Source organism: Kitasatospora sp. NPDC001175 (genome assembly GCF_053598215.1).
The window spans coordinates 42657-65220 of record NZ_JBSFJU010000017.1 but is presented as its reverse complement, the minus strand read 5'-3'; the positions used below and the strand labels follow the sequence as shown (position 1 = coordinate 65220).

Here is a 22564-nt window from a genome sequence, read left to right as displayed (position 1 = left end):
CGGCCCGGGCGGCGGGCAGCCTTCTCCCCCTCACTCGGCCCTGCCTTCTCTGGTTCCTGCCGCCCAGCGCCGCCGCACCGAGTCCTCCTGCTCGGCCTGCTCCAGGGCCAGGTCCGCGGCGGCCAACTCTGCGGTCAGGCGTGGGATCCAGTGGCGGCGCAGCGCGCGGACCCGCTGCCGGGTCCAGTCCTTCTCCGCTCCGACCAGGTGCGCGGCGGTACGGGCGACCGCGTACTCGGCCGCGGCCCGTACCGCCGCGCGGTAGGCGGTCTCGGCGTGCGCCAGGGCGGTGTTGCCCGGGGCGGGCTCGTCAGCGGACCGGACGGCATCAGTGCAGAGAGCGGCGGACGGGTGGCGCACGCCCATCGCGGTGACCCATTCGACGGTGACGTCCGCCCGGTCGGCCACGGCCACTGCTTCCAGCGCCCGTTCGCCGCCCAGCAGCAGCCCTCGCAGCAGCCAGGTCTCGGCCTCGCCCACCCTGCGGCACCAGATCCGCTCCGCCTCCTCCTCGGCCTCCCGCAGCTGTCGGTGCCGGTCGCTCAGGATCCGCAGTTTGCGCTCCAACAGGTCCGCGCCGCGCAGCGCGACCTGAAGGCCGTGGTGCAGGCGCAGTCGTCCTGCCCGGCCCGGCGGGGTGCGGCGCGGCGCGGTCATGTCGCACCGTGAAGGTCGAGCAACTCTGCCGGGATCATCGGGAGTTGGGCTCTCGGCAGGGTGAGCAGAACGTTCCAGGCCCGGGCGAGGGCCGCGTCCAGGAGCAGGTTCTCGTCGGCCCGCTGGGCCAGGAAGCGGTGCAGGTAGGCCTCGTCCAACGCCAGGTACCGGCGGTCGGTGGGGCTGAGCGCGGACTCACCGATCAGGTCTGCCAGTTCGCGCACCTGACGGGCCCGGGCGAGCGCGGCGAGCAGCTGGGCGGCGACGTCGAGGTGGTCGTCCCTGGTGCGGCCCGGCCCGGCGCCCTTGCGCATCAGGCGGGAGAGCGAGGACAGCGCGTCCACCGGCGGGTAGACCCCGCGGGCGTGGGCCGGTTGGGACAGGACGATCTGCCCCTCGGTGATGTACCCGGTCAGGTCGGGTACCGGGTGGGTGATGTCGCCCGCGGGCATGGTGAGCACCGGCAGGACGGTGACCGACCCCGGGCGGTCCACGATCCGTCCGCAGCGTTCGTACAGCGAGGCGAGGTCGCTGTAGAGGTAGCCGGGGTAGGCCCGCCGGGCGGGGATCTCGCCGCGTGCGGCGGACACCTCCCGCAGGGCCTCCGCGTACGCGGTCATGTCGGTCATCACCACCAGGACGTGGCGGCCCTGGTCGAAGGCCAGGTGTTCGGCGACGGTGAGCGCGAGGCGAGGGGTGAGCAGCCGTTCGATCACCGGGTCGTCGGCGGTGTTGAGCAGCAGCACCAGCTCGCCGGCTCCGGCGCGTTCGGCGAGCGCGTCGCGGACGAAGGACGCGTCGGCATGGGTGAGGCCCATCCCGGCGAACACCACGCTGAACGTCTCGCCGCCGCAGTTCGACTGGGCCGCGATCTGGACGGCCAGTTCGAGGTGCGGCAGGCCGGCCGCGGAGAAGACCGGCAGTTTCTGGCCCCGCACCAGGGTGGTGAGCACGTCGATCGCCGCGACCCCGGTCAGCACCGGTTCGGCGGGTGGCCTGCGGCGCACCGGGTTGATCGGGGCGCCGCCGACCGCCGCGTCGGTGGATCCGAAGACGGGCGGGCCGCCGTCGACGGGTTCGCCCCGGCCGTTGCAGACCCGGCCGAGCCAGCCGGTGCCGACCGGGATGCGCAGCGGGGTGCCCGCGAAGGCGACCCTGGTGGCGGCCGGGTCCATGCCCGTGGTGTCCTCCAGGACCTGCACCACGGCGAGGTCGCGGTCCACTTCCAGGACGAGGCCGTGGCGCTGCTCGCCGGAGTCGAGGGTGATCCGGACGAACTCGTCCCAGCCGACTCCGGTCACCCGGCCCACCACCAGGAGCGGCCCGCGCAGCTCGCGGACATCGGTGTACTCGACCTCGCCCCACGCCGTCACGGCAGCCCCCGGAGCGCGGCGAGCACGGCGTCCCGGCGGACCGCCACGGCGGCGGCGCCCTGCGGGTCCACCTCCTCGCGGGCGCGCAGCAGCGGGGTGAAGTCCACTTCCTCCACCGTGTCCACGGGGGTGCCGGAGTCGATCAGTTCGCGGCACTCGGCGATGACCGCGAGTACGGCCTCGGCCAGTGCGGCGGTCTTCTCCGGCGGGCAGTACGCGTCCTTCGGCGACAGGGCGTTCTGCTGGAGCACTCCTTCCCTGACCAGCCGGCCGCCGAGCACGCTGATCCGCTCCTGCGCGGGCAGTGCGGTGATGCCGACCAGGTCCACCAGGTCGGCCAGCCGGTCCGCTTCGGCGAGCAGGGCCGTGATCTGCTCGCGGCGCTGCGGCCAGGCCGGGTCGCCGGAGCCCGCGTGCGAGGCCGCGAGTGACGCGACGTCCCGGGAGAACGAGCCGGGCCAGGAAACGGCGGGGTAGTGCCTGGCGTAGGCGAGTTCCCGGTCGAGCGTCCACAGGCAGCGGACGAAACGCTCGGTGTGCGCGGTGACCGGTTCCGCCAGGTCCCCGCCCGGCGGCGAGACCGCACCCAGGACCGTCACGGACCCTGACGCGCCGCCCAGGGTGCGGACGGCGCCGGCACGTTCGTAGAAGGCCGCCAGTTCCGAGGCGAGACCGGCCGGATAGCCCTCCTCGGCGGGCAACTCGCCCATCCGGGAGGCGAATTCGCGCAGCGCCTCGGCCCAGCGCGAGGTCGAGTCGGCGATCACCACCACATCGAGGCCCATGTCGCGGAAGTACTCGGCCACGGTCGCACCGGTGTGCACGCTCGCCTCGCGGGCCATCATCGGCATGTTGGAGGTGTTGGCGATCACCACGGTCCGGTCGGCGAGCCTCCCGCCGGTGCGCGGGTCGTCGAGCTCCGCGAACTCCGCGATGACGTCCGCCATTTCGTTGCCGCGCTCACCGCAGCCGACGTAGACGATGACGTCCGCGTCGCACCACTTGGCGATCTGCTGCAGCAGCATGGTCTTGCCGGTGCCGAAGCCGCCCGGGACCGCTACGGTGCTGCCGCGGGCGACCGGGAAGAGCAGGTCGATGGCGCGCTGACCGGTGTTCAGGGGTACCCGGGCCTCGGTCCGTTCCCTGGCGGGACGCGGGCGGCGGACCGGCCACTCGACCGCCATCCGGACCTCGGTAGCGCCCACCACGCCCAGCACCGCCGTTGCGGAGTACTGGTCTTCGGGGGCGATCCGCTCCACCGTCCCGGCGTGCCCCGGTGGTGCCATGAGACGGAACGGCACCGGCCCGGTGCCGATCTCACCCAGCACACCGCCCTCCCCCACGTGTTCGCCCACCGTCACCCCCGGGACGAACCGCCAGGTACGGTCGTCGCCGCGGACGCCCCCGCCCGGAACGAGCCAGTCGCCACCACCGGCGAGCGGGCGCAGCAGACCGTCGAAGACCCCGCCCAGCAGCCAGGGTCCCATCGTCGCTCGCAGCGGGCCGCCCTGCGGGACGGCGGGGTGTCCCGGAGCCAGACCGCCCGTGTACTCGTACGCCTGCACGGTCGCCACCTCGCCGCCGATCGCCACCACCTCTCCCGGCAGCCGGTCCGGGCCGAGCAGCACCACGTCGTGCATCGCGGTGTCACCGGCGTACGCGATTTCGACCAGGGGCCCGGCCACCCGCAGGATCCGGCTCACGGCGCCCACAGCGTCTCCGCCTCCACGCTCACCCGGTCCAGTGCCCGCGCGGCCAGCGCCGGCAGGCCAAGATCGACGCGCCGGCCGGGAACCGAGGCCACCACTCCGCCCTCCGGGTGCTCGGTCAGCTGCGCGTCCGGTCCGAGCAGTCGGCGGGCCCGCGCCCGCAGTCCCTCACCGATCGCCGGGTCCGTCTCGTAGCGTTCGCGCAGGCGCTCGGTGACGCGGCGACGCAGCTGTGCGTATGCCTCACCCCGGACGGCGAGTTCGGCGGCTCCGGCCTGGCGGCGAGCCCGGGCGAGCTCTTCGGACTTGGCCTTCTCCCCCTCCGCCGTGCCCTCGCTCCGGGCGGATTCGACGATCGTCTCGGCCTTCGCCCGGGCGACTGCCACGGCCTCGGCGGCGTCCCGGCGCGCCGCGGCGAGTAGTGCCTCGGCGTCCGCACGGGCTACCCGCAGCAGCTCGGCCCGGACCGGCTCCAGGGCATCCGTGCCCGGTGCGGCGCTCACGACGGCATCACCACGCAGAGCGGCCGACCGCTCTCCGACAGCGCGGAGCCGAGGGCTCGGCCCGCCGCCGGGGTGAGGATCACCAGCTCGACTCCTTCGGGCAGGTCAGCCCAGGCCCGCCGCACCGCCTCCGGCTGATCGGCGACGAGCACGGTCACTCCGGCCAGGGACCACCCGGCCACCCTGGTCCGTTCCCCGAGGGCGACGACCGCGCCCACCGTCAGGCCTTCCCGATCAGCAGGATCGCCACCACCAGCCCGTAGACCGCGATGCCCTCGGCGAGGCCGACGATGACCATCGCCCGGCCGAACAGCTCGGGTCGTTCGCTGAGCGCGGCGATGGCCGCGGCTCCGGTGTACGCCACGGCGAGGGCCGCACCGATCGATGCTCCCGCGACCGCGATGCTGGCGCCGATCAGCGCGGCCGGACCCAGCCCGGTGCTCGCGGCGGCCCCGGGGGTGGCGGCGGCCCGCGCTGGGCCGTCGAGCGCAGCCACCAGCAGCACCAGTGCGCCGGCCAGGAGCACGGCGTTCACTCCGATCAGCCAGCGCACCGCCGCCCGCCCGCGCCGCCGGGTCAGCAGGTGCACGCCGCCGAGCGCGGCGACCAGGGCCGGGAGCGCGATCAGCCAGGTGATCACCGGTTGACCTCCGTGTGTCGAACGGGCGGGTGCCAGGGGCGGAAGGGACGGCCCAGACCCTCGAAGACCCGGGAGAACAGCTCGTAGAACTCCAGTCGCAGTGCCTGGACCCCGGCCACCAGCGCCTCCAGCGCGAAGGTGAGCGCGTTTCCCACGGCGAACACCAGCACCGCCCCGGCCAACCCGCCCGCCCCCCGCCCGGCCAGGGCGGACGTGCCGCGCCAGACCACCTGGCCGAGCGCCGCGTGGGTGAGACCGAAGGCCGCGATCCGGGCGAACGAGACGGTGTTCGCGAAGATCCGCACCACCGTGTCGAGCAGTTCGACCCCGGTCTGCAGCACACCGCCCGCGCCGCCCGCGCTGTCGCCGTAGAGACCCGCGCCCGCGAGCACCAGCCCGCCCAGGGCGAGCACCAGCGCGGCGGTCGTGCACGGTGGCTGGTGCAGGTACAGTCCGGCGCCGGTGACACCGAGACCGAGGAAGAGCGCGAACCCGGCGGCTCCGGAGGTCGCGTACAGGGCTCTGGCCGGACCGCCCTCGCGCCACCGGTTCACCGTCCCGGCCGCGTAGGCGAGTGAGAGGAGCACTCCGCCGAGGCCCACCGCTGCGACGAGCAGCCGCTCGGGCTGCTCCAGCGGGTTCAGCCAGAGCACCGGCAGCACACCCGTCGGCCCGAAGAACTCCCCGTAGGCCACCCCGGCCAGTGTGCTCGCCAGTCCGGCCCCGGCCACGAAGGGCCAGAGGCCGCAGAGCGACGCCAGCCGACGCGGGCGGCCCAGCCGCAGCAGCAGAGCGGCCAGGAGCAGCAGCGCCCCGTGCCCGGCGTCGCCGAACATCAGGCCGAACATCAGCACGTACGCGATCCCGGTCGGCCAGGTGGGGTCCAGGTCCGCGTACGGCACCGTGCCGTAGGTCGTCACCAGCGGGGCGAACGCCCGGTGCACCGGGCCCCGGCCGCGCAGCAACGTCGGCGGATCGGTGCCGCGCGGCCTCCGCAGCGGCACCAGGCTTCCCCCGGCGGCAGCCAGTCGCCCGGCCACCCGCGGCACTTCGGCCGCCGGGCACCAGCCGCCGAGCGCTACCGCCTCGCCGCCCCGGACCGCACTCGCAGAGCGCTCCTCGACCTGGGCCTCTCCCGCCAGCAGGTCCAGACGCCCTTCCCGCTCCAACTCGTCGAGATCCGGCGGCGCCCCGGCCACGACAGCCGGCCCGGACCGGGTGGCCGCCATCCGCTGGAGCCGCCGCCCGGCCGGCCCCGGGGCGGCCTCCTCGATCCGGTCGATCTCCACGCATCCGGCATCGGCGATCCGTACCAGCACCTCGCGCAGCGCCGCCTGCGGGGCGACGATCGCCACCCGCTGCATGCGTACCGGAGCCACGGTCTCAGACCAGCGCATCTAGTACCTCCGGGGAGCCTCCACCATGCTCGGCCAGCTCCAGGGCGGCGCGTACCCGCCATGCGTCCGCGGACAGTACGGCGACGGCGCCCACCACCGGTTCGAGGCCGTACCGGGCCCCGCGCAACAGCCCACGGCCGTCCCGGTCGAGTGCCGTCCACCAGCGGGCCTCGGCCTGCCACAGTTCGTCCGGGCTCTCGATGCCGTCCACCGTCCAGCGTGCCGTCGGCACCAGCTGTCGCCGGAACTCCTCGAAGGAGGCCGCCTCGACGGCCCTGCGGCCGAGCAGCCGGGCCGCGTGCCGGGCGGCCGGACCCGTCAGCGGCCGGTCGGTGACGAACCGCCCACGGGCCGCCAGCAGGGCGGCGCGGCCTGCCGCCCACCGCTGCGCGGGAGGCGCCGCCTCGGCGGCCCGGACGGCGGCCGCGATCCGCATCGCCGTGCCCGTGGTCGCCAGGTCCTCGCCACCCGGGTCGCCCCAGGCCGAGGCGGCCAGCACGGCCCGGACCTCGCCCGGGCTACCGGCACGCGCCAACCGGTTCCACGCCGTGGCCAGTGCGCCGAGCCGGTACGGCTGCGGCGTCGGCACCCCCACGAGGGCTCGCAGACGGTCCTCGGTGTTGGCGATCTCGAACCCCGCCGCCAGCACGCGCACCGCGTTCGCCCCGGAGCGCGGCAGCCAGCCGGCGAGCACCCGCAGGTGCCACAGCAGCGTCGCGGAGACCGCCCGCTGCGCCTCGGTCACCGTGGCGTCGGCCGTCAGGAACCGTCGGTACGGGGTGGTCGCCAGCTGCCGCAGGGCCCCACCGAGTGACGCGGAGGCGGCCAGGTGTCCTACCGCCTGGGCCCCGAGGCAGCGGGACAGCAAACCTCTCGCCCGGGTCGCTCCGCCGACCCACCCGGCGCTCACCGGGGCCTCTCCGTCTCCTCCGGCGTCCGGAACGCCTCCGCCGCGATCCGCTCGACCAGGGCGGGCATCCGTTCCCGGGCCCGTCGGCGCGTCTGCTCGGCCGAACGTTCGGCCGCGCTCGACACCTGCACCACCTCCGCCTCAGCCGTTCGCCGAACCGCCGCGGCCGCCTCCTCCCGCACCTTCGGTGCCCGCGCCCGGGCCTGCGCGATCAGCTCCGCCGCCTGCTCGGCGCCGTCCCGGCGTAGCCGCTCGGCCTGCCCGGCGGCCTCGGCCCGGATCGCGGCCGCCTCCTCCTGGGCCTGCGTCAGCTGTGCGAGGGACGGTCCCAGTTCAGCGGCCAGCTCAGCGGCCCGGTCGGCCGGGACGCCGGTCGCGGCCGCCCCGGGTGTACCGGTGGGGCGGAACCGTGCCAAGAAGTCGCGGAATCGCACCAGTGGAACTCCCCTGTGGGTGGTTCCCCCCACTTCAGTGTCCACGTGCGGCCGTCCCTGTCGCCCTGGACAGGGCCGTCCGCCGGAGCTTCTCCGGCGGCCCGTGACGGCGGCCGGTGAAGCCGGGCGACAGTGGTGACCTCGTCGGACCCGAAGCCCGGGGGCGCGACCGGACGGCGGGTGTCGACGCTCACCGCGTGGGGCGCGGTCAAGTCTGTCGCGCCGCGCTAAATTCCCGATAAAATTACCCGTGGTGTGCCGGGAAGCCTGGTCGGCTCGGGGGACGACTGCAGCGAACGGGCGGCGGTGACCCCGCGTGACGTGATGGGGTTCTTCGCAGATGCACTCCGTGGGGATCGTTCTGTTCCTGGTGGCCCTGGCCACCGCCGTGGCCACCTTCGCCAGGCGCTGGCGAGTCCCCGCCCCCTCTCTGCTGGTCCTCGCCGGGCTCGGAGTGGCGCTGGTACCCGGCGTGCCCAGACTGCACATCCCTCCGCAGACGATCGCGCTGGTCGTGCTCCCGCCGCTGCTGTACGCCTCGGCGGAGGAGTTGTCGTTGCGCGATCTGCGAATGGTGTGGCGGCCGGTCACGATCCTCGCTTTCGGCCTGGTCTTCGCCTCGGCCGCGGCAGTGGGCTTCACGGCCGTCGCCGTGACCGGGCTACCGCCCGCGATGGCCTTCGTGCTCGGTGCGGTGCTGGCCAGCACCGACCCTGTCGCCGTCACCGCGCTCGGCCGCCGTCTGGCGCTACCCGGCCGTGTCCAGGTCCTGGTGCAGGCGGAGAGCCTCTTCAACGACGCCACCTCCCTCGTTCTCTTCAAGGTCGCCGTCGGCATCGCGGTGGCCACGGGCGGTGCGGTGAGCCTGCCCGCCGCTGGCGGGGAGTTCCTGCTCCTCGGCGGCGGCGGAAGCGTGGTCGGCGCCGCCGTCGCCGGCCTGGTGTGGCTGATCCGCCGCCGCACCACCGACCCCCCCCCGGTGCTGGAAACCGTCATCGCCCTGGTCACGCCGTACGCGGCGTACGTACTGGCGGAGTCCGCACACACCTCCGGCATCACCTCGGTCGTCGTCGCGGGTGTCCTGCTCGGCCGCTCCGGCCACCGTCTGAGCGACGCCCGCATCCGCCTGCAGTTGCACGCCGTCTACGCGGTCGTGGTGTTCGTACTGGAGAGCGTGGTCTTCAGCATCGTGGGGCTGGAACTGCCGGCCCTGGTCCACGACCTGCCCAGGGAGACCGGCTGGTGGCCGCTCCAGGCCCTCGCCCTGGCGGCGGTACTGATCGCCGTCCGAGTGGCGTGGACCCTGCCACTGACCCGCGCGGTCAAGCCCAGCCGTGGACGCCTCTCCTGGCGGGTGGCCGGGGTGGTCACCTGGGCCGGCACCAGGGGGGTCATGCCGCTGGCCGCCGCCCTGTCCATCCCCCTCACCGCCGACGGCGGCAGCCGGCTCGCCGGGCGCCCGCTCGTCCTCGTGCTCACCACCGCCGTCGTCGTGTTCACCCTGGTCGTTCAGGGCCTCAGCCTGGCCTCTGTGGTCAACCGCTCCGGCATCGCCCTGGAGCCCGAGCACACGGTCCGCGAGGAGGACGACGCCCGCGACGCCCTCAACCGCGCCGCGCTCGACCACGTCGAGCACCTCGCCGCGCTGGAGGCCATGCCCGAGCCCGTCATCGACCGCGTCCACCGGGGCCTGACGGCACGCCTCGACCACAGCATCGACGGCCCGGACGGCACCACCGTGGACGCCGCCTACCGGGAACTTCGGCACGAGGTGATAGCCGTCCAGAACGCCGAGCTGCACCGCCTGTACGACGGACACCGCATCAGCGACACCACTCGCCGACGCCTTCAGCACGAACTCGACCGCGAGGAAGCCGCACTCGGCACCCGGTGACGGAGCCACGCCCCCGGCCATCCCGTTCTGTTCCGGTCACCGCAGCACCGACCGCACCCGCCTTTCGCCGACGCGACCACGGCGGTCGGCTGTCTCCCGGATACCCTGCACCAATGACCGAGCCCGAACCGACGACGGCCGCCACCAACACGGCGCCACCCACCGAGAACGGCTGGCTGACCCGCAACGTCAAGGTGCTCTGCGGTGTCTCCTTCCTCCAGGACTCCGCCAGCGAACTGCTCTACCCGGTTCTGCCGATCTTCCTCACCACCGTGCTCGGCGCTCCGCCTGCTGCCGTCGGCGCGATCGAGGGTCTCGCCGAAGGGGCCGCCTCTCTCACCAAGGTCGCCGCCGGGCGGCTCGCCGACCGCTTCGCGCGCCGACCGCTCATCGCCTACGGCTACGGGCTGGCCGCGCTCGGCAAGTTCCTCATCGCCGTCGCGACCGTCTGGCCGCTCGTGCTGGTAGCCCGCGTCACCGACCGGCTCGGCAAGGGACTCCGGAGTGCGCCTCGCGATGCCCTCCTGGTCGACGGCATCCCCGCCGGTCGGCGTGGCCGGGTCTTCGGCCTGCACCGTGCCGCCGACACCGCCGGCGCGGTCGTCGGACCGCTGGTGGGGCTAGGCCTGTACGAGGCGCTCGACCACCGCCTGCGCCCGCTGTTCTGGGTGGCTCTTGTCCCGGCCGCGGCCTCGGTCGCCCTGACCGCCGCCGTCCACGACCGGCGCGGCACCCCGTCCGAGCGGGCCGCAGACTCCCGAACGCCCCGTACGGCTTGGCGTGAGCTGCCGCGCGCGTACTGGCGGGTCCTCGCCGCACTGACCGTCTTCGGCCTGGTCAACTTCCCCGACGCGCTCCTGCTGCTACGCGCCCACCAACTGGGGCTGTCCACGGCCGGGGTGGTGCTCGCCTACGCCGTCTACAACCTCGCCTATGCCGCTCTGTCCTACCCGGCGGGTGCGCTCTCGGACCGCTGTCCCCGTCCGCTGGTGTTTGCGGCCGGACTTGCTTTCTTCGCCGTTGGCTACCTCGGTCTCGGCCTCATCCACGTCCCGTGGCTGGTCTTCCTCGTCCTGCCGCTGTACGGCGGTTTCAACGCCTGCACCGACGGCGTCGGCAAAGCCTGGATCTCCAGTCTCGTCCCCGATCGGCAACAGGGCACCGCGCAGGGCCTGTACCAGGGCGCCGCCTCGGCCGCCGTTCTCATCGCGGGTCTGTGGGCCGGTCTCGCCTGGAACGGCGACGGCCGCATCCCACTGCTCGTCTCCGGCACGGTGGCGGTGCTGCTCGCCGCGGCTCTTCCGGCCCTCACCTGGAGCCGCCTCTAGAGATGATTGATTCCAAGGGGTCCTGGGCTGCGCGTTGAGGCGCTGAACAGCAAGAACGCGGACTCCTGTTGCGGTTGTCGGCAGCAGGGGGGATGGGCATCGGCAGCAGACTGTGTATGGCCGCTTCCGGAGCTGGGAGTTGGACGGGACCGGAGCGGCTGCCCACCGCGATCTTGGCCGAGGCCGAGGCGGCCGGAGCGATCGGGGGCGTGGTTCTGTCGCCCGGAACGCGGGGCTCGGCCGTGGCGTAGCGAAAGCCCGAGCGTGGGCTCGCCTGGGCCGGAGTTCCGGCTGGGAAAACCGCTGTCGGGCGAATGGACCAGGGTGGTAGAACTACCGCCGTGCACAAGACTCTGGAGTTTCCCGATCTGCTGCGGCTGATCGACGAACGTGCAACCGCCTTCCGCGCCGCGATCGCCGTCGCGCCCAGCCTCGACCTGCCCGTGCCGACCTGCCCCGAGTGGACGCTGTTCGACCTGGTGCAGCACATCGGCGAGGGCCGCCGTCGCTGGGCCGCCACCGTCGCTGCCGGGCCGGACGCCACGTCCAGGACCCCGGCCCAGGGTGACGCGGTCGCGCCGCAGGAGCGCGAGGGCGTGCTGGCCTGGCTGGCCGCCTCGACCGAGCTGTTGCTGGCGGCCCTGCGGGAGGCCGGTCCGGACCAGGGCTGCTTCACCGGCTGGGGTGTCACGCAGACGCCGCACACTGCCGGTGGCGTCGCCCGGCACCAAGTCCAGGAGATCGCGGTGCACACCTACGATGCCCAGCTCACCGTGGGCGACTCGGCCTCACTGCCTGTCGAGGTGGCGCTCGACGGTGTCGAGGAGAGCCTGTTCATCGCCAGCTTCACGAGGAGTGCCTGGCCGCACAAGCCCACCGCCTTCGACTTTCACGCCACCGAGGACCGCTCCTGGCGCCTCACGGTCGACGGCGACGGTGCACGGACCACCCGGCTGCCCGCCATCGGCGAGGCCCCGGAAGCGGCAGGCCTCTCCATTCGCGGCACGGCCAGTGATCTGGTCCTCTGGCGGTACGACCGCATTTCGGCGGACTCCCTGCAACTCGACGGGGACCGGGAGCTGCTCGACCTGCTCTTCGCCTGGGAACCGGAGGACTGGGCGTGACGACAGGCCACCGCGTACAAACCTGTCGCTGAATCGCGAACGGACTCGCGCCGAACATATGATCGATTCCGAGGGTTGGCTGCGCGCTTGAGACGAGGGAGTCCACAGTCAGGTTGTTAGTGACTGTTGCTCTATCGATCTTGGTGGGCATTGGTTCGAGCGGTGGTCCCCGGTCGGGTGGTGTCGGGCTGGAACGCGCATGAAGACAGGGCCTCTGGTGCAGCTCGTGGTTGTCGAAGACCGTTGAGCGCGCCGGGAGGCCCTGTTGCCGCAGTTCTATGCCCTTGCCCTGGTGGGGTCCAACTCGGCTGCGCGTGGGTGTGATTGTCTCGCGCACCGGTTCGGGAACGCCGGGGACCGCCCGTACAGGCGGTCGGGTGTCCCTCGGACATGACCGACGCGGAGTGTGACCAGGTCCGTGTCCTGCTGCCGGTGCCGGGCTGGTGGAGGGCCGTGGCGGGCGGCCGGAGGGGTACTGCCATCGGCACATGCTGGACGCGGTGCAGTACCTGGTCGCGGGCGGGATCACCTGGCGGGCGACGCCCGCGGACTTCCCGGCCTGGGACCGGGTCTACCGCAGCCCGGCCGCCTACGAGGCCATGCTCGCCGCCTGACCAACACACCAAAGGTGTCCGTTAAAGCGGAGCAGGCTCAGTTCTGCGTGACCGCAGGTCCCGGCGTCCTGCGCAGGGCAGTGATCGCTAGATGATCAATTCCAAGGGATGCCTGCGGAGGGTGTGGGGTGAGCGGCCGAAGCCACCGCGAGACGGTCAGGCGGCGGGCTGCCGGCCCTGGTTGTCGAGGTGGCAGCGGGCGGTCAGGCGTCAGGGTCGACGTCGGGGTGCGTGAACCGCACGGGCTTGCCCAGCGACCGGGCGTAGGCGATTTCGGCTCGGGTGCTGTCTCCGATGTAGTCGCCGACCACGAGCACCTCATCAGCGAGCCGGATCTTCGCCCGGTGCAGATCGTCGAGTCGAACCTTCAACGCCTCGGCCTCGACAGGATCAGACCAAAATTCGTGCGGCGACTTCATGTCACAGCCAGGCTTGACGACGATCTTTCCGGCTTTGGTCTCCCGCAGATCAGCCTCGGCCATCTCGGTCATGAAGCGGGTGGAGCCGCAGATCACGACGATACGCGGGAGGCTCAACAGCTTCTTCGCGTCGGCGAGCTTCTCCTCGGGGGTGAGCAGTTGCGGGTACGACACCGGTTCCTCCAGGTGGTGTGGCCCACGGGGTGCCTGCGGAGACGAGAACGAGGGTGTCCAAGATCGTTTTGTGACGAACGACGTGGACACCCTCGCGACAGCACTCTACGCGACGACCGACGACATGCTGAAGGAGCATCCCGACCTGGCGCCGTGGCGCCCGCCGGTCGGCATCACGCCCCGCTTGAGCGATGCCGAACTGGTCACCCTCGCCACGATGCAGGCCATACTCGGCTACACCTCCGAGGCCAAATGGCTCCGCCATGCCCGTGCCCACCTGCGCCACCTCTTCCCCTACCTGCCCCAGCAGCCCGGCTACAACAAGCGGCTTCGCAAGGCCGCCGCTCTGATGCGAAGCGTCAACCGGATCCTGGCCGCCACCACCTCGGTGTGGAGCGACGACGTATGGGTCGTGGACTCCACCCCGATGGAATGCGGCCGCTCCCGCGAGACCGTCAAACGCTGCTCCGACCTGGCAGGTTGGGCCGAATACGGCTACTGCGCCAGCCACAGCCGCTTCTTCTGGGGCCTGCGCCTGCACCTGGTCTGCACCCTTCAGGGCCTGCCCATCGCCTTCGCCCTGACCGGGGCCAAGGCCGACGAACGCGAGACCCTCCTTGGCCTCCTGGCAGCCGAATGCGAGCTTCTGCGAGAACGCCCCCGACAGACTCTCATCGGCGACAAGAACTACTTCGGCCGTAGTTTCGAACGCCAACTGTCCGAGCATGGAGTCCAGTTGCTGCGGCCTGCCCGTAGCGGCTGGCCTCGGAGCGGGAGACGCCCACGGGGCGGCGGCTTCCGGTGCCGGTCGGGGCTGTGGAGCCGTTCATCGGGAGCTCCCTTCGGTTCGGAGCCGGCACTTCACCGGTCTGCTTCCAGCCTCGGTGGCCCGGGCCACTGCCGGGGAAGGCCGTTCGGACCGCTGGGCGGGACCGCGCGGCCCCGCCGCGCAGAGCGGCCGGGGAAGGGGCCGGTCGGCCCTGCCAGGACCTCACGCGACCTCGACAACCCCCGACCGGGCCTCGGCCTGTGTCGTCAATGGCCTGGGTACGGCCCCCGCAGTTGAGACTGCAGGGCTACCAGGCCTTGTTCCCTACGCGCGCTCACGCCGGCCAGTTCTTGTCGAGGGCCACCCTCCCGGACTGCGGTTCTCGGCTTCCAGCACAGCGCCGCCCTGGGGGAATGGACCGGCCGAGCCCGGGGATGGGGCCGACCGGCCCTTCCGGGTGCAGGTGGCCAGGGTTCTCCTGGAAGCGACGGGGAGGCCTCGAAGGGTAAGGACGCGAGAAGCGGGTGTCCCCTCACCACCCCACCGTCTCGTGAGCCGCCTGGCCAGTCGATGCGGGCCTTGACCGGGTTTGAGAGTGAGGGCCGCCAAGCCCCCTCCAAGTCTGCAGCTGCGGTCGCCGCTCTGTGGATGTCTCCGGCTGCCTACCGCCGTACTGACTGCTTGGGAGTAGCAATGCGCCGTGTGATCTGGTTCACCGACCTGGGCCGCGATGACGTCAGCCTGGTCGGAGGCAAAAACGCCTCGCTCGGCGAGCTGATCACTCGCCTCGGCCCGGCAGGCGTGCGGGTACCCGACGGCTTCGCCACCACCGCCGAGGCCTATCGCGAGTTCCTCGACACCCCGGGTCTGCGTAAGCGGATCGCCGCGCAACTCGACCGGCTGCGCGAGGGCGAGCCGCTTGCCGAGGTCGGCTCCGCGATCCGCGCCGCCGTCCTGTCCACTCCCCTGCCGTCCGCGCTGGAGCGCGACCTGGGCGAGGCGTACGAGCGGCTCGGCGGGAACGTCTGGCGGACCGACCCCGATGTCGCCGTGCGTTCCAGCGCCACGGCCGAGGACCTGCCGCAGGCGAGCTTCGCCGGACAGCAGGAGACCTTCCTCAACGTCCGGGGCCGCGAGGCGCTGTTGGATGCCTGTCGGCGCTGTTACGCCTCGTTGTTCACCGACCGGGCGATCGACTACCGAGAGCGGATGGGTTTCGGCCAGCTCTCGGTCGCGTTGTCGGTCGGGGTGCAGCTGATGGTCCGTTCGGATCTCGGAGGGGCCGGGGTGGTGTTCACCCTGGACACCGAGACCGGCTTCCCCGAGGTGGTGCTGATCAGCGCGGCCTGGGGGCTGGGCGAAACGGTGGTCAGCGGACAGGTCGATCCCGACGAGTACGTGGTCTTCAAGCCGCTGCTCAAGGACCCGGCGCTGAACCCGGTGCTGCAGGCCTCGGTCGGCCCCAAGCGCCGCAAGGCGGTGTACGCCGAGCAGGGCCTCACCCGCACGGTGGACACCACGCCCGAGGAGCGGTCGCGCCTGGTGCTGAACGGCACGGAGGTCCGGACGCTCGCGCAGTGGGCCGTGGCCGTCGAGGAGCACTACGGGTGCCCGATGGACCTCGAGTGGGCCAAGGACGGCCCGCGCGGTGAGCTGTTCGTCGTCCAGGCCCGCCCCGAGACGGTGCAGTCCCGGCGGCGCGGCGCGGTGCTGCGACGCTACCGGCTGACCGGCACCGGTGAGCGGCTGGTCGACGGGATCGCGGTGGGCGAGGCGGTGGGAGTGGGCCCGGTGTGCGCGCTAGCCGACCCGGTCGACCTGGAGCGCTTCCAGGCCGGAGCGGTGCTGGTCACGGCGATCACCGACCCGGACTGGGAGCCGCTGATGAAGCGTGCCGCGGCGATCGTCACCGACCACGGGGGCCGTACCTCGCACGCGGCGATCGTCAGTCGCGAACTCGGCGTACCCGCCGTGGTGGGCACCGGCCGCGCCACCACCGTGCTCGCCGACTGGCAACAGGTGACGGTCTCCTGCGCGGAGGGCGCCGAGGGCCATGTATACGCCGGCCAGGTCGACTTCGAGGAGTCGGAGACCGACCTCGGCCTGCTGCCTCAGACTCGGACCAGGGTGATGCTCAACCTCGCCGACCCGGCCGCCGCCTTCCGCTGGTGGCGGCTCCCGGCAGACGGCGTGGGCCTGGCGCGGATGGAGTTCATCGTGGCCCACCAGGTCCGGGTCCACCCCATGGCACTGGTGCACCCCGAACGGCTCTCCCCCGAGGACCGCCGCCAGGTCGACGCCCTTACCGAGGGCTACTGCGACCGGACCGACTACTTCGTCGACCGCCTCGCCCAGGGAGTCGCCCTGATCGCCGCCTCCCGCTGGCCGGACCCGGTGATCGTCCGGACCAGCGACTTCAAGACCAACGAGTACGCCCGGCTCGTCGGCGGTACACCCTTCGAACCGGTCGAGGCCAATCCGATGATCGGCTGGCGCGGCGCCAGCCGCTACTACGACGATCGCTACCGCGAGGGCTTCGCGCTCGAATGCAGCGCCCTGCGCAAGGTCCGCGACGAACTCGGACTCACCAACGTCGTCGTGATGATCCCCTTCTGCCGCACACCGCAGGAGGGCGACCGTGTGCTCTCCGAGATGGCCGCCAACGAACTGGCGCGCGGCCGGAACGGTCTGCTGGTCTACGTGATGGCCGAAATCCCGTCCAACATCCTGCTCGCCGAGCAGTTCTCGATGCGCTTCGACGGCTTCTCCATCGGAAGCAACGACCTCACCCAGCTCACCCTCGGCGTGGACCGCGACTCCGACCTGCTCGCCCACCTCTTCGACGAGACCGACCACGCCGTCACCCGCTCGGTCGAGAGCCTGATCGCCACCGCCCACGCGGCCGGCCGACCGGTCGGCCTGTGCGGGCAACGCCCCAGCAACGACCCGGAGTTCACCCGCTTCCTGGTCCAGGCCGGCATCGACTCGGTCTCGGTCACCCCGGACAGCTTCGCCACCGTCAAGCAGCACGTCGCCGCCGCCGAGCGGTCCTGACCGACAGAGGAATCCGTGGAGATCATCGCGTACGGCGTCCTGGCCGACGAGCGGCCACTGCTGGAGGCGGCCTTCGACGCGGCGTTCCCCGGCAATCGTCAGCTACGGTGCCTGGACCTGGACCTCGATCGCGACACCGCGCCCACCGCGGCCGGCTCCGAGATCATCCTCAGCAGTGTGAACGACACGCTCGACGCCGAGGTCCTGCGACAACTCGCCGACAACGGAACCCGGATGATCGCCCAGCGTTCGACCGGTTACAACAACGTCGACCTGCGCGCGGCCGGCCGGTTGGGCCTGACGGTGACCCGGGTGTCGTACTACTCGCCGTACGCCGTCGCCGAGTTCGCGTGGGCGCTCGCGCTCGCCGTGAACCGCCGGATCGTCCGCGCCAGCGTCCGGGCCCGCGAATTCGACTTCCGCCTCGACGGACTACTGGGTCGCGACTTCCACGGCCGCACGGTCGGCGTGCTGGGCACCGGCAAGATCGGTACCGCCTTCACGCGGATCGCCCACGGTTTCGGGATGCGGCTGCTGGGCTGCGACGTGACCGAGAACCCCGAGTGCCTGGCACTCGGGATGACCTACGCCGACCGGTACAGGATCTTCGCCGAAGCCGATCTGATCAGTCTGCACCTGCCGCTCCTGCCGGAAACCCGTCACATCGTGGACGCGGCCGCACTCGACCTCATGAAGGACGACGCCGTCCTCATCAACTCCAGCCGCGGCGGCCTGATCGACACCGACGCACTGGTGGCGGCTCTGCGTGCGGGCAGGCTCGACGGTGTCGGCCTCGATGTTTACGAGGAGGAGGCCGGGCTCTTCCATCTCGACAAGTCGCTGGAGGTGATGACCGATGACACGCTCGCCCGCCTGATGACCTTCCGCAACGTCGTGGTCACCTCGCACCAGGCGTACTTCACCCGGGACGCACTGGACCAGATCATCTCCGTGACCGTCACGAACGTGCGGGACTACCTGGCGGGCCTCACCGGCGACAACACCCTTGTCGCGCCTGAGGTGAGCAGCCCGGCGACAACTCGACCGACGCCATCGATCACCTCACCGCGGCGTAAGCGGTGAGGGCACAGGACCAGAGCACGGATCGCCCGAGAACGTGGCCACTGCCGATCGGGCGGCGCGAGAGGCGGCTCGGCTCGTCAGCCTCGCAGAGCCGGAGGCCGAGCCTGTTCAGGTCCGCGACGCTGGACGACCCGAGCAGGCCACCGTGCGAAGCGGATCGGGATCGCTCGGCTCTGCCGGTGGAGGTGTTGAACGCCCTGGGGCGTGCGTACGTGTCACGCTTGCCTCATCGACCACGGTGAACAGATTGATGAAGGTGTCATCATCGGCTTCGACGACCGTGATCTTGCAGTCCGGGCAGGCCACACTGACCGCATCGACGTCCAACGATGCCTCAAAGGCTATTCACCGTTGACCAGTGGGCGTACGCCGCTCGCAGAACTGGGTGAGGCGTCCAATGGCCTTGGTGCGCAGCGGCGGGTGGAACTGGCTGTGACTGCCGAACAGGTCGTAGGCGCTGCGAATGTCATGTTGACTCTGTCCAGGCAGGGCCGAGTGCTCGGGGACACCGTGCGCCGTCACGGCATCGACCGCCACAGCCTTCGGAACCTCCTACCGACTGCCCAAGGCATTCACCCGAGGTCGGAGGCGAGAGCATTGACAGCTCATATGGTGCCGATGCGTCGGCCGGTGATCCGCTCCGGCCGGATGCGAATCCACAGCGGACGGTGTCCGCCGGCCCACGGCTGGGTACCGGGTCGCCGGGCAAGGCTCTCGATGGTGCCGGGGTCGTCGACGTGCTGCGCCGTACCGGCGATGAGCACGCTCCAGCCCTGGCTCAGGCGGTCGTCGATGTGGTCCACCTGGAAGGACACCGAGGCGTCGGCCTCTACCGCGGCTGCACCCTGGGGATCCGTACGGTAGACGACCGTTCGGGCGTCGATCACGTAGTTGACGGGGAAGACCGCCGGGCCGGGTTCGCCGGGCATGGCGATCCGGCCGATGCCATGGGCGCCGAGCTTCTCCCAGCACTCGGGTTCGGTGAGGCGGAACAGGGCAGGTCGCGGAGCTGCCTCAGGCTGCCCGGGCGGGGCGTCGCTCCGCCCTTCGAGCAACTCCTGGTACGTCAGGTGCAGGGCCGCGGCAACGCGAAGGAAGCCGCCGGGGTCGAACTCGGGCCCCGCGTCGGCCAGATGCCAGAGGTAGCGGGTGGACATGGCGGCCTGCTTCGCCAACTCCTGCTCGGTCATACCGAGTTGTGCACGCCGCTCGGCAATGCGCTGAGCGATGTGGTCAACATCGATCGGCTGTGCGGCCACGTCGGCGGACTCAGCGTTCTCGTTCACGGTGGCCTCTCCTCTCTCGGTGGGGCTCGATCAGGGGGCGGAGGCTGGATGCTCAGCCGCCTCGTCGACGGTGCCCAGGCCGTCCGGTCGCGCCCACAGCTGCTCTCCTGACCGAGCTGCGCTGCGACTCTCCTTCGAGTCTGCACGCCCGCCGGGTGGGCCGCACCGGCGGTAGTCGGGGTTTCCCACCGCCTCGCCGCGCGGTGGGATGGTCTGGACGACCCTGGTTGACGGCCGCGCTCGCCGTCGGGAGTGGACACAGCGACCCGGGAGGTGAGCGAGATGACCACAGTCCGGCGATTCGGGCGGCGGCGGCTGGCCGCCGAGCGGGTGGGCACGTTCTTCCTGGTCCTGGTAGCGGCCGGGGCACGGGTCGTCAGCGCCGTCACCGGCGGCGAGATCGGGCGGGCGGCAGCCGCGATCGCGCCGGGCGTGATGGTGCCGGCACTCATCTACGCCTTGGGCGAAACCTCCAGTGCCCATCTCAATTCGGCGGTGACCCAGGCGTCCGCGGCCCGCGGTCACTTCCCCGAGTGCCGCGTGCCGGCATAGGTGACTACGCAGTCGACCGGAGCTCTGGCGGCAGCGGGCGTACTACGCGGGCTCTTCGGGACGGTGGGCCGCATCGGATGACGGTCATCCTCTCCGCCTCCTCCGGTGCACGGAACACCGGCCATAATGCGGCCATCGCGATCGGCGGCTGCATCTCCCTCGCGGGCTTGTGGGCCGGACCGGCGAGCGGTGCGTCCATGAATCTCCCGCCCGGAGCCTGGCGTAGTGCGCCACACACCCGGTCAGGGCGGAGACGAAGAGCTTCACCGGTGCGGAAGCGGTGTCACCCTGGGTGAGCATGATCGCACTCCGTGATGCGTGGATGCCCACAGCTACGGGCCTCCGGCTTTGAACAAGCCCGCCGAACCGGATCGCGATAGGACCGGCCGGCACTGGCTGCCCGACCGCTACTCCCTCGTCATGGCGGTACTCGTCACCGACGCCGATCAGCACGATCCGGTCGTGGGACCACCCGGTGGGCCGCTCGGGCATGAGGCTCATCCTCACTCCGCAGTGAGGTCAGAAAGTGCGCGATGCGGCACCGGCAAGAGAATCCGGCGACAACTGGCGGTCGGAACCCCAGCGGTACCCCCCTGGACTCCGTCCGGACGGTACCTGGCCGTCACTGGCGCCGGCCGGCCTGGTAGGCATGGGGGTGTTCGAGCTGGACCTCGGTGTCGTCCTCGGTCCAGTCGAGACCCTGGTGGACCGCCACCACGCCGTCCACGGCCCGGCGCAGCTGCTCGGCGATCGGTACCAGGCTCTTGCACGGGAGCCGTCCCCTGAGAGTGACCACGCCCTCGCGTACGGCGACCTGGACGGAGCCGGGCGCGACCCACAGGGTCTGGCCGAACACGTCGTGGGCGATCTCCTCGCGGATCGCCGCGTCGTGCCGCAGGAAGACCTGGAGCAGATCGCGGCGGCTGACGATGCCCACCAGGCGGCCGACCTCGTCCACCACCGGGAGCCGCTTGACCTTGTGCTTGTCCATGGCCCGGGCGGCCTCGGGTACGGACCAGGTCGCGCGGGCTGTGACGGCGGGGCTGGTCATCAGGCCACCGGCGGTCTCGGCCTCCGCGCGGGCCCGCTCCAGCCGGCCGAACCAGCGGCCGGGCGTACAGCCCTCGGGATCGGGGAGGACGGCTTCCTTACGGATCAGGTCGGCTTCGGAGACCATGCCGAGTGGCCGTTCCTGGTCGTCGATGACCGGGATCGCGGTGATGTCGTTCCGATGGAACAACGCCACGATCTCCTTGAACGGCGTGTCCGCCCGAGCGGTGACGACCTCCTGGGTCATCACGTCGTGAACAGTGCGGTGCCGCATGGCCCTCACTCCTCCACGCATGTCCTCTACCTCACACTCTCCGCCCGGGCCGAGAGTCAGCACAGGGCCGTTCGGTCCCACTGCCAGGGCCGGTCCGGTCCGGTCCAGGAGACAACGACCGCTCCGGGCGCGACGATTGGTGGATCTCAGGGCTTTCCTCCGGAGGTCGCCGTGAACGGACCCATCGTCGTTGGCTTCGACGGCTCGCCGGAGAGTGAGGCCGCCGCCGAGTGGGCGGCCCGGGAGGCACTGCGGCGCAGGTTGCCGCTGGAGCTGCTGCAGGCCTGGCCCTGGCAGCACGGCCAGCCGCTGGGCAGCGACGAGGCGAACCAATGGAGCAAGCAGCAGCTGACCCGGAAGGAAGTGGAACTCCAGGCACTGCACTCCGGCCTGGAGGTGACCGCTGCTCATATCCCCAGTGGAGTGCCAGCCGATGTCTTGGAGGCGGCTGGGACGAACGCCACGATGCTCGTACTCGGCTCGCGCGGCCTCGGCGCGATCCGGGGGTTCCTGGTCGGTTCGGTGAGTCAGGAGGTCCTGGCCCAGGCCGCCTGCCCGGTGGTGCTCGTCCGGGCTGGCACCACCGCGGCCGACGAGCACCTGGCGTCACCGGACGCGGGACCTCCAGCCGACACCCCTTACCGCGAGATCGCGCTCGGTCTCGACACCAGGCACCCGTGCGACGAGGTACTGGCCTTCGTCTTTGAGACCGCCTCGGCTCGCTCGGCGCCGCTGCGGGTGGTCCGCGCCTGGGGCCCGCCGAGTGGCACCGAATACCTGGCGTTCGGCTCCATCGGCGGCCTGGAGAAGGACATGGCGAGGGTCGAACGGGATACGGTCGAGCGGCAGCTGTCGCCCTGGCGCAAGCGGTATCCGAAGGTGGAGGTCGTGACGACCGTGGCGCTCGGCAGCGCCGCGATCACGCTGCTGGAGGAGACACCAGAGGCCGGGCTTCTGGTGATCGGCCGTCGCACCCGCCGGGCACCCATCGGACCGCATCTCGGCCCGGTCGCGCACGCTGCGATCCATCACGCGCGCTGTCCAGTCGCGGTCGTTCCTTGCAGCTGACATGACGCGGAGCCACCGGTCCGCCACGGCCTGCACGGCTTCGACGGCGTCGCGTGTCGGAGGGCCGGGCGGGGGCTCGGTGACGAGGCCTCCGGCTTCGCTGCTCGGCGGCATCCCGGTCTGGAGGTCTCGACGTTCCTGGTGGAGGGTGTCCCCTCCGAGGTGTCAGTGTCGGCAGTCCGAGGATGCCCAGATGGTCGTACTCGGCTCCCGGCGGCTGAACCGGCTGGAGGAGATCCTCAGCGCGAACTT

Annotated in this window: 20 protein-coding genes and 1 pseudogene; 9 read left to right on the top strand and 12 right to left on the bottom strand. The window is 71.7% G+C overall.

The window, feature by feature from the left end; all coding sequences use genetic code 11:
* Positions 1-30 precede the first annotated feature (30 nt).
* The 9 genes from ACWDAK_RS15290 to ACWDAK_RS15250 are packed head-to-tail and all read right to left on the bottom strand — an operon-like array spanning position 31 to position 7623.
* Entirely contained in the window at positions 31-657 is a 627-nt protein-coding gene (locus tag ACWDAK_RS15290; protein WP_427393615.1) for a V-type ATP synthase subunit D, read from the bottom strand.
* Complete coding sequence (locus ACWDAK_RS15285; RefSeq protein WP_344636625.1) at positions 654-2030, bottom strand: V-type ATP synthase subunit B; 1377 nt, start codon at positions 2028-2030, stop codon at positions 654-656. The genes ACWDAK_RS15290 and ACWDAK_RS15285 overlap by 4 nt, the downstream gene beginning before the upstream one ends.
* On the bottom strand, positions 2027-3742 hold the full coding sequence (locus ACWDAK_RS15280; RefSeq protein WP_344636624.1) for a V-type ATP synthase subunit A: 1716 nt from the start codon (positions 3740-3742) through the stop codon (positions 2027-2029). The genes ACWDAK_RS15285 and ACWDAK_RS15280 overlap by 4 nt, the downstream gene beginning before the upstream one ends.
* Positions 3730-4242, bottom strand: coding sequence for a hypothetical protein (locus tag ACWDAK_RS15275; RefSeq protein ID WP_427393614.1), 513 nt, complete (start codon positions 4240-4242; stop codon positions 3730-3732). Before ACWDAK_RS15275 ends, ACWDAK_RS15280 begins: the two co-directional genes overlap by 13 nt.
* Positions 4239-4460, bottom strand: a complete 222-nt coding sequence (locus tag ACWDAK_RS15270) for a hypothetical protein (protein WP_344636622.1) — start codon at positions 4458-4460, stop codon at positions 4239-4241. Before ACWDAK_RS15270 ends, ACWDAK_RS15275 begins: the two co-directional genes overlap by 4 nt.
* 2 nt (positions 4461-4462) lie before the next feature.
* Entirely contained in the window at positions 4463-4882 is a 420-nt protein-coding gene (locus ACWDAK_RS15265) for an ATP synthase subunit C (RefSeq protein ID WP_344636621.1), read from the bottom strand.
* Positions 4879-6279 (bottom strand): V-type ATPase 116kDa subunit family protein, encoded by a 1401-nt coding sequence (locus ACWDAK_RS15260; protein ID WP_344636620.1) that lies wholly within the window; start codon positions 6277-6279, stop codon positions 4879-4881. The genes ACWDAK_RS15265 and ACWDAK_RS15260 overlap by 4 nt, the downstream gene beginning before the upstream one ends.
* The gene (locus ACWDAK_RS15255) at positions 6266-7189 is read right to left on the bottom strand and encodes a hypothetical protein (protein WP_344636619.1); all 924 of its coding nucleotides are present in this window, start codon (positions 7187-7189) and stop codon (positions 6266-6268) included. Before ACWDAK_RS15255 ends, ACWDAK_RS15260 begins: the two co-directional genes overlap by 14 nt.
* Positions 7186-7623 carry a V-type ATP synthase subunit E family protein gene (locus ACWDAK_RS15250; protein ID WP_427393613.1) on the bottom strand — a complete coding sequence of 146 codons (438 nt, stop codon included), beginning with the start codon at positions 7621-7623 and terminating at the stop codon, positions 7186-7188. Before ACWDAK_RS15250 ends, ACWDAK_RS15255 begins: the two co-directional genes overlap by 4 nt.
* A gap of 340 nt (positions 7624-7963) precedes the next feature.
* On the opposite strand from ACWDAK_RS15250, the gene ACWDAK_RS15245 reads away from it, so the two are divergent.
* The 4 genes from ACWDAK_RS15245 to ACWDAK_RS15230 all read left to right on the top strand — a co-directional run bounded on the left by ACWDAK_RS15245 (position 7964) and on the right by ACWDAK_RS15230 (position 12583).
* Positions 7964-9517 carry a Na+/H+ antiporter gene (locus tag ACWDAK_RS15245; protein WP_427393612.1) on the top strand — a complete coding sequence of 518 codons (1554 nt, stop codon included), beginning with the start codon at positions 7964-7966 and terminating at the stop codon, positions 9515-9517.
* A 113-nt stretch (positions 9518-9630) separates the two neighbouring features.
* Positions 9631-10845, top strand: a complete 1215-nt coding sequence (locus ACWDAK_RS15240; RefSeq protein WP_344636616.1) for an MFS transporter — start codon at positions 9631-9633, stop codon at positions 10843-10845.
* A gap of 341 nt (positions 10846-11186) precedes the next feature.
* Positions 11187-11969 (top strand): maleylpyruvate isomerase family mycothiol-dependent enzyme, encoded by a 783-nt coding sequence (locus tag ACWDAK_RS15235; protein WP_344636615.1) that lies wholly within the window; start codon positions 11187-11189, stop codon positions 11967-11969.
* A gap of 488 nt (positions 11970-12457) precedes the next feature.
* Positions 12458-12583 carry a hypothetical protein gene (locus ACWDAK_RS15230; RefSeq protein ID WP_427393611.1) on the top strand — a complete coding sequence of 42 codons (126 nt, stop codon included), beginning with the start codon at positions 12458-12460 and terminating at the stop codon, positions 12581-12583.
* A 203-nt stretch (positions 12584-12786) separates the two neighbouring features.
* Here the strand turns inward: ACWDAK_RS15230 and ACWDAK_RS15225 are convergent, their stop codons facing one another.
* Entirely contained in the window at positions 12787-13176 is a 390-nt protein-coding gene (locus ACWDAK_RS15225; RefSeq protein ID WP_427393610.1) for a hypothetical protein, read from the bottom strand.
* A 70-nt stretch (positions 13177-13246) separates the two neighbouring features.
* Between ACWDAK_RS15225 and ACWDAK_RS15220 the strand changes: the two are divergent.
* From ACWDAK_RS15220 to ACWDAK_RS15210, 3 genes and pseudogenes are all read left to right on the top strand, one after another.
* Positions 13247-13951, top strand: a pseudogene (locus ACWDAK_RS15220) (IS982 family transposase); the annotation flags it as partial.
* Positions 13952-14638: 687 nt separating this feature from the next.
* A complete protein-coding gene (gene ppsA / locus ACWDAK_RS15215) occupies positions 14639-16999 on the top strand; it encodes a phosphoenolpyruvate synthase (protein ID WP_427393609.1) in 2361 nt (786 codons plus the stop codon).
* 15 nt (positions 17000-17014) lie between these two features.
* Positions 17015-18082, top strand: a complete 1068-nt coding sequence (locus tag ACWDAK_RS15210; protein WP_427393608.1) for a 2-hydroxyacid dehydrogenase — start codon at positions 17015-17017, stop codon at positions 18080-18082.
* A 605-nt stretch (positions 18083-18687) separates the two neighbouring features.
* Here ACWDAK_RS15210 and ACWDAK_RS15205 read toward each other — a convergent pair.
* Positions 18688-19368 carry a helix-turn-helix domain-containing protein gene (locus ACWDAK_RS15205; protein ID WP_344636609.1) on the bottom strand — a complete coding sequence of 227 codons (681 nt, stop codon included), beginning with the start codon at positions 19366-19368 and terminating at the stop codon, positions 18688-18690.
* Positions 19369-19650: 282 nt separating this feature from the next.
* Between ACWDAK_RS15205 and ACWDAK_RS15200 the strand changes: the two genes are divergently transcribed.
* Positions 19651-19920 (top strand): aquaporin, encoded by a 270-nt coding sequence (locus ACWDAK_RS15200; protein ID WP_427393652.1) that lies wholly within the window; start codon positions 19651-19653, stop codon positions 19918-19920.
* Between the two features lie 622 nt (positions 19921-20542).
* Here ACWDAK_RS15200 and ACWDAK_RS15195 read toward each other — a convergent pair.
* Positions 20543-21244, bottom strand: coding sequence for a CBS domain-containing protein (locus ACWDAK_RS15195; RefSeq protein ID WP_344636608.1), 702 nt, complete (start codon positions 21242-21244; stop codon positions 20543-20545).
* Positions 21245-21415: 171 nt separating this feature from the next.
* Here ACWDAK_RS15195 and ACWDAK_RS15190 point away from each other — a divergent pair, with 171 nt between their 5' ends.
* Positions 21416-22312 carry a universal stress protein gene (locus ACWDAK_RS15190; RefSeq protein ID WP_344636607.1) on the top strand — a complete coding sequence of 299 codons (897 nt, stop codon included), beginning with the start codon at positions 21416-21418 and terminating at the stop codon, positions 22310-22312.
* Positions 22313-22564: the final 252 nt, after the last annotated feature.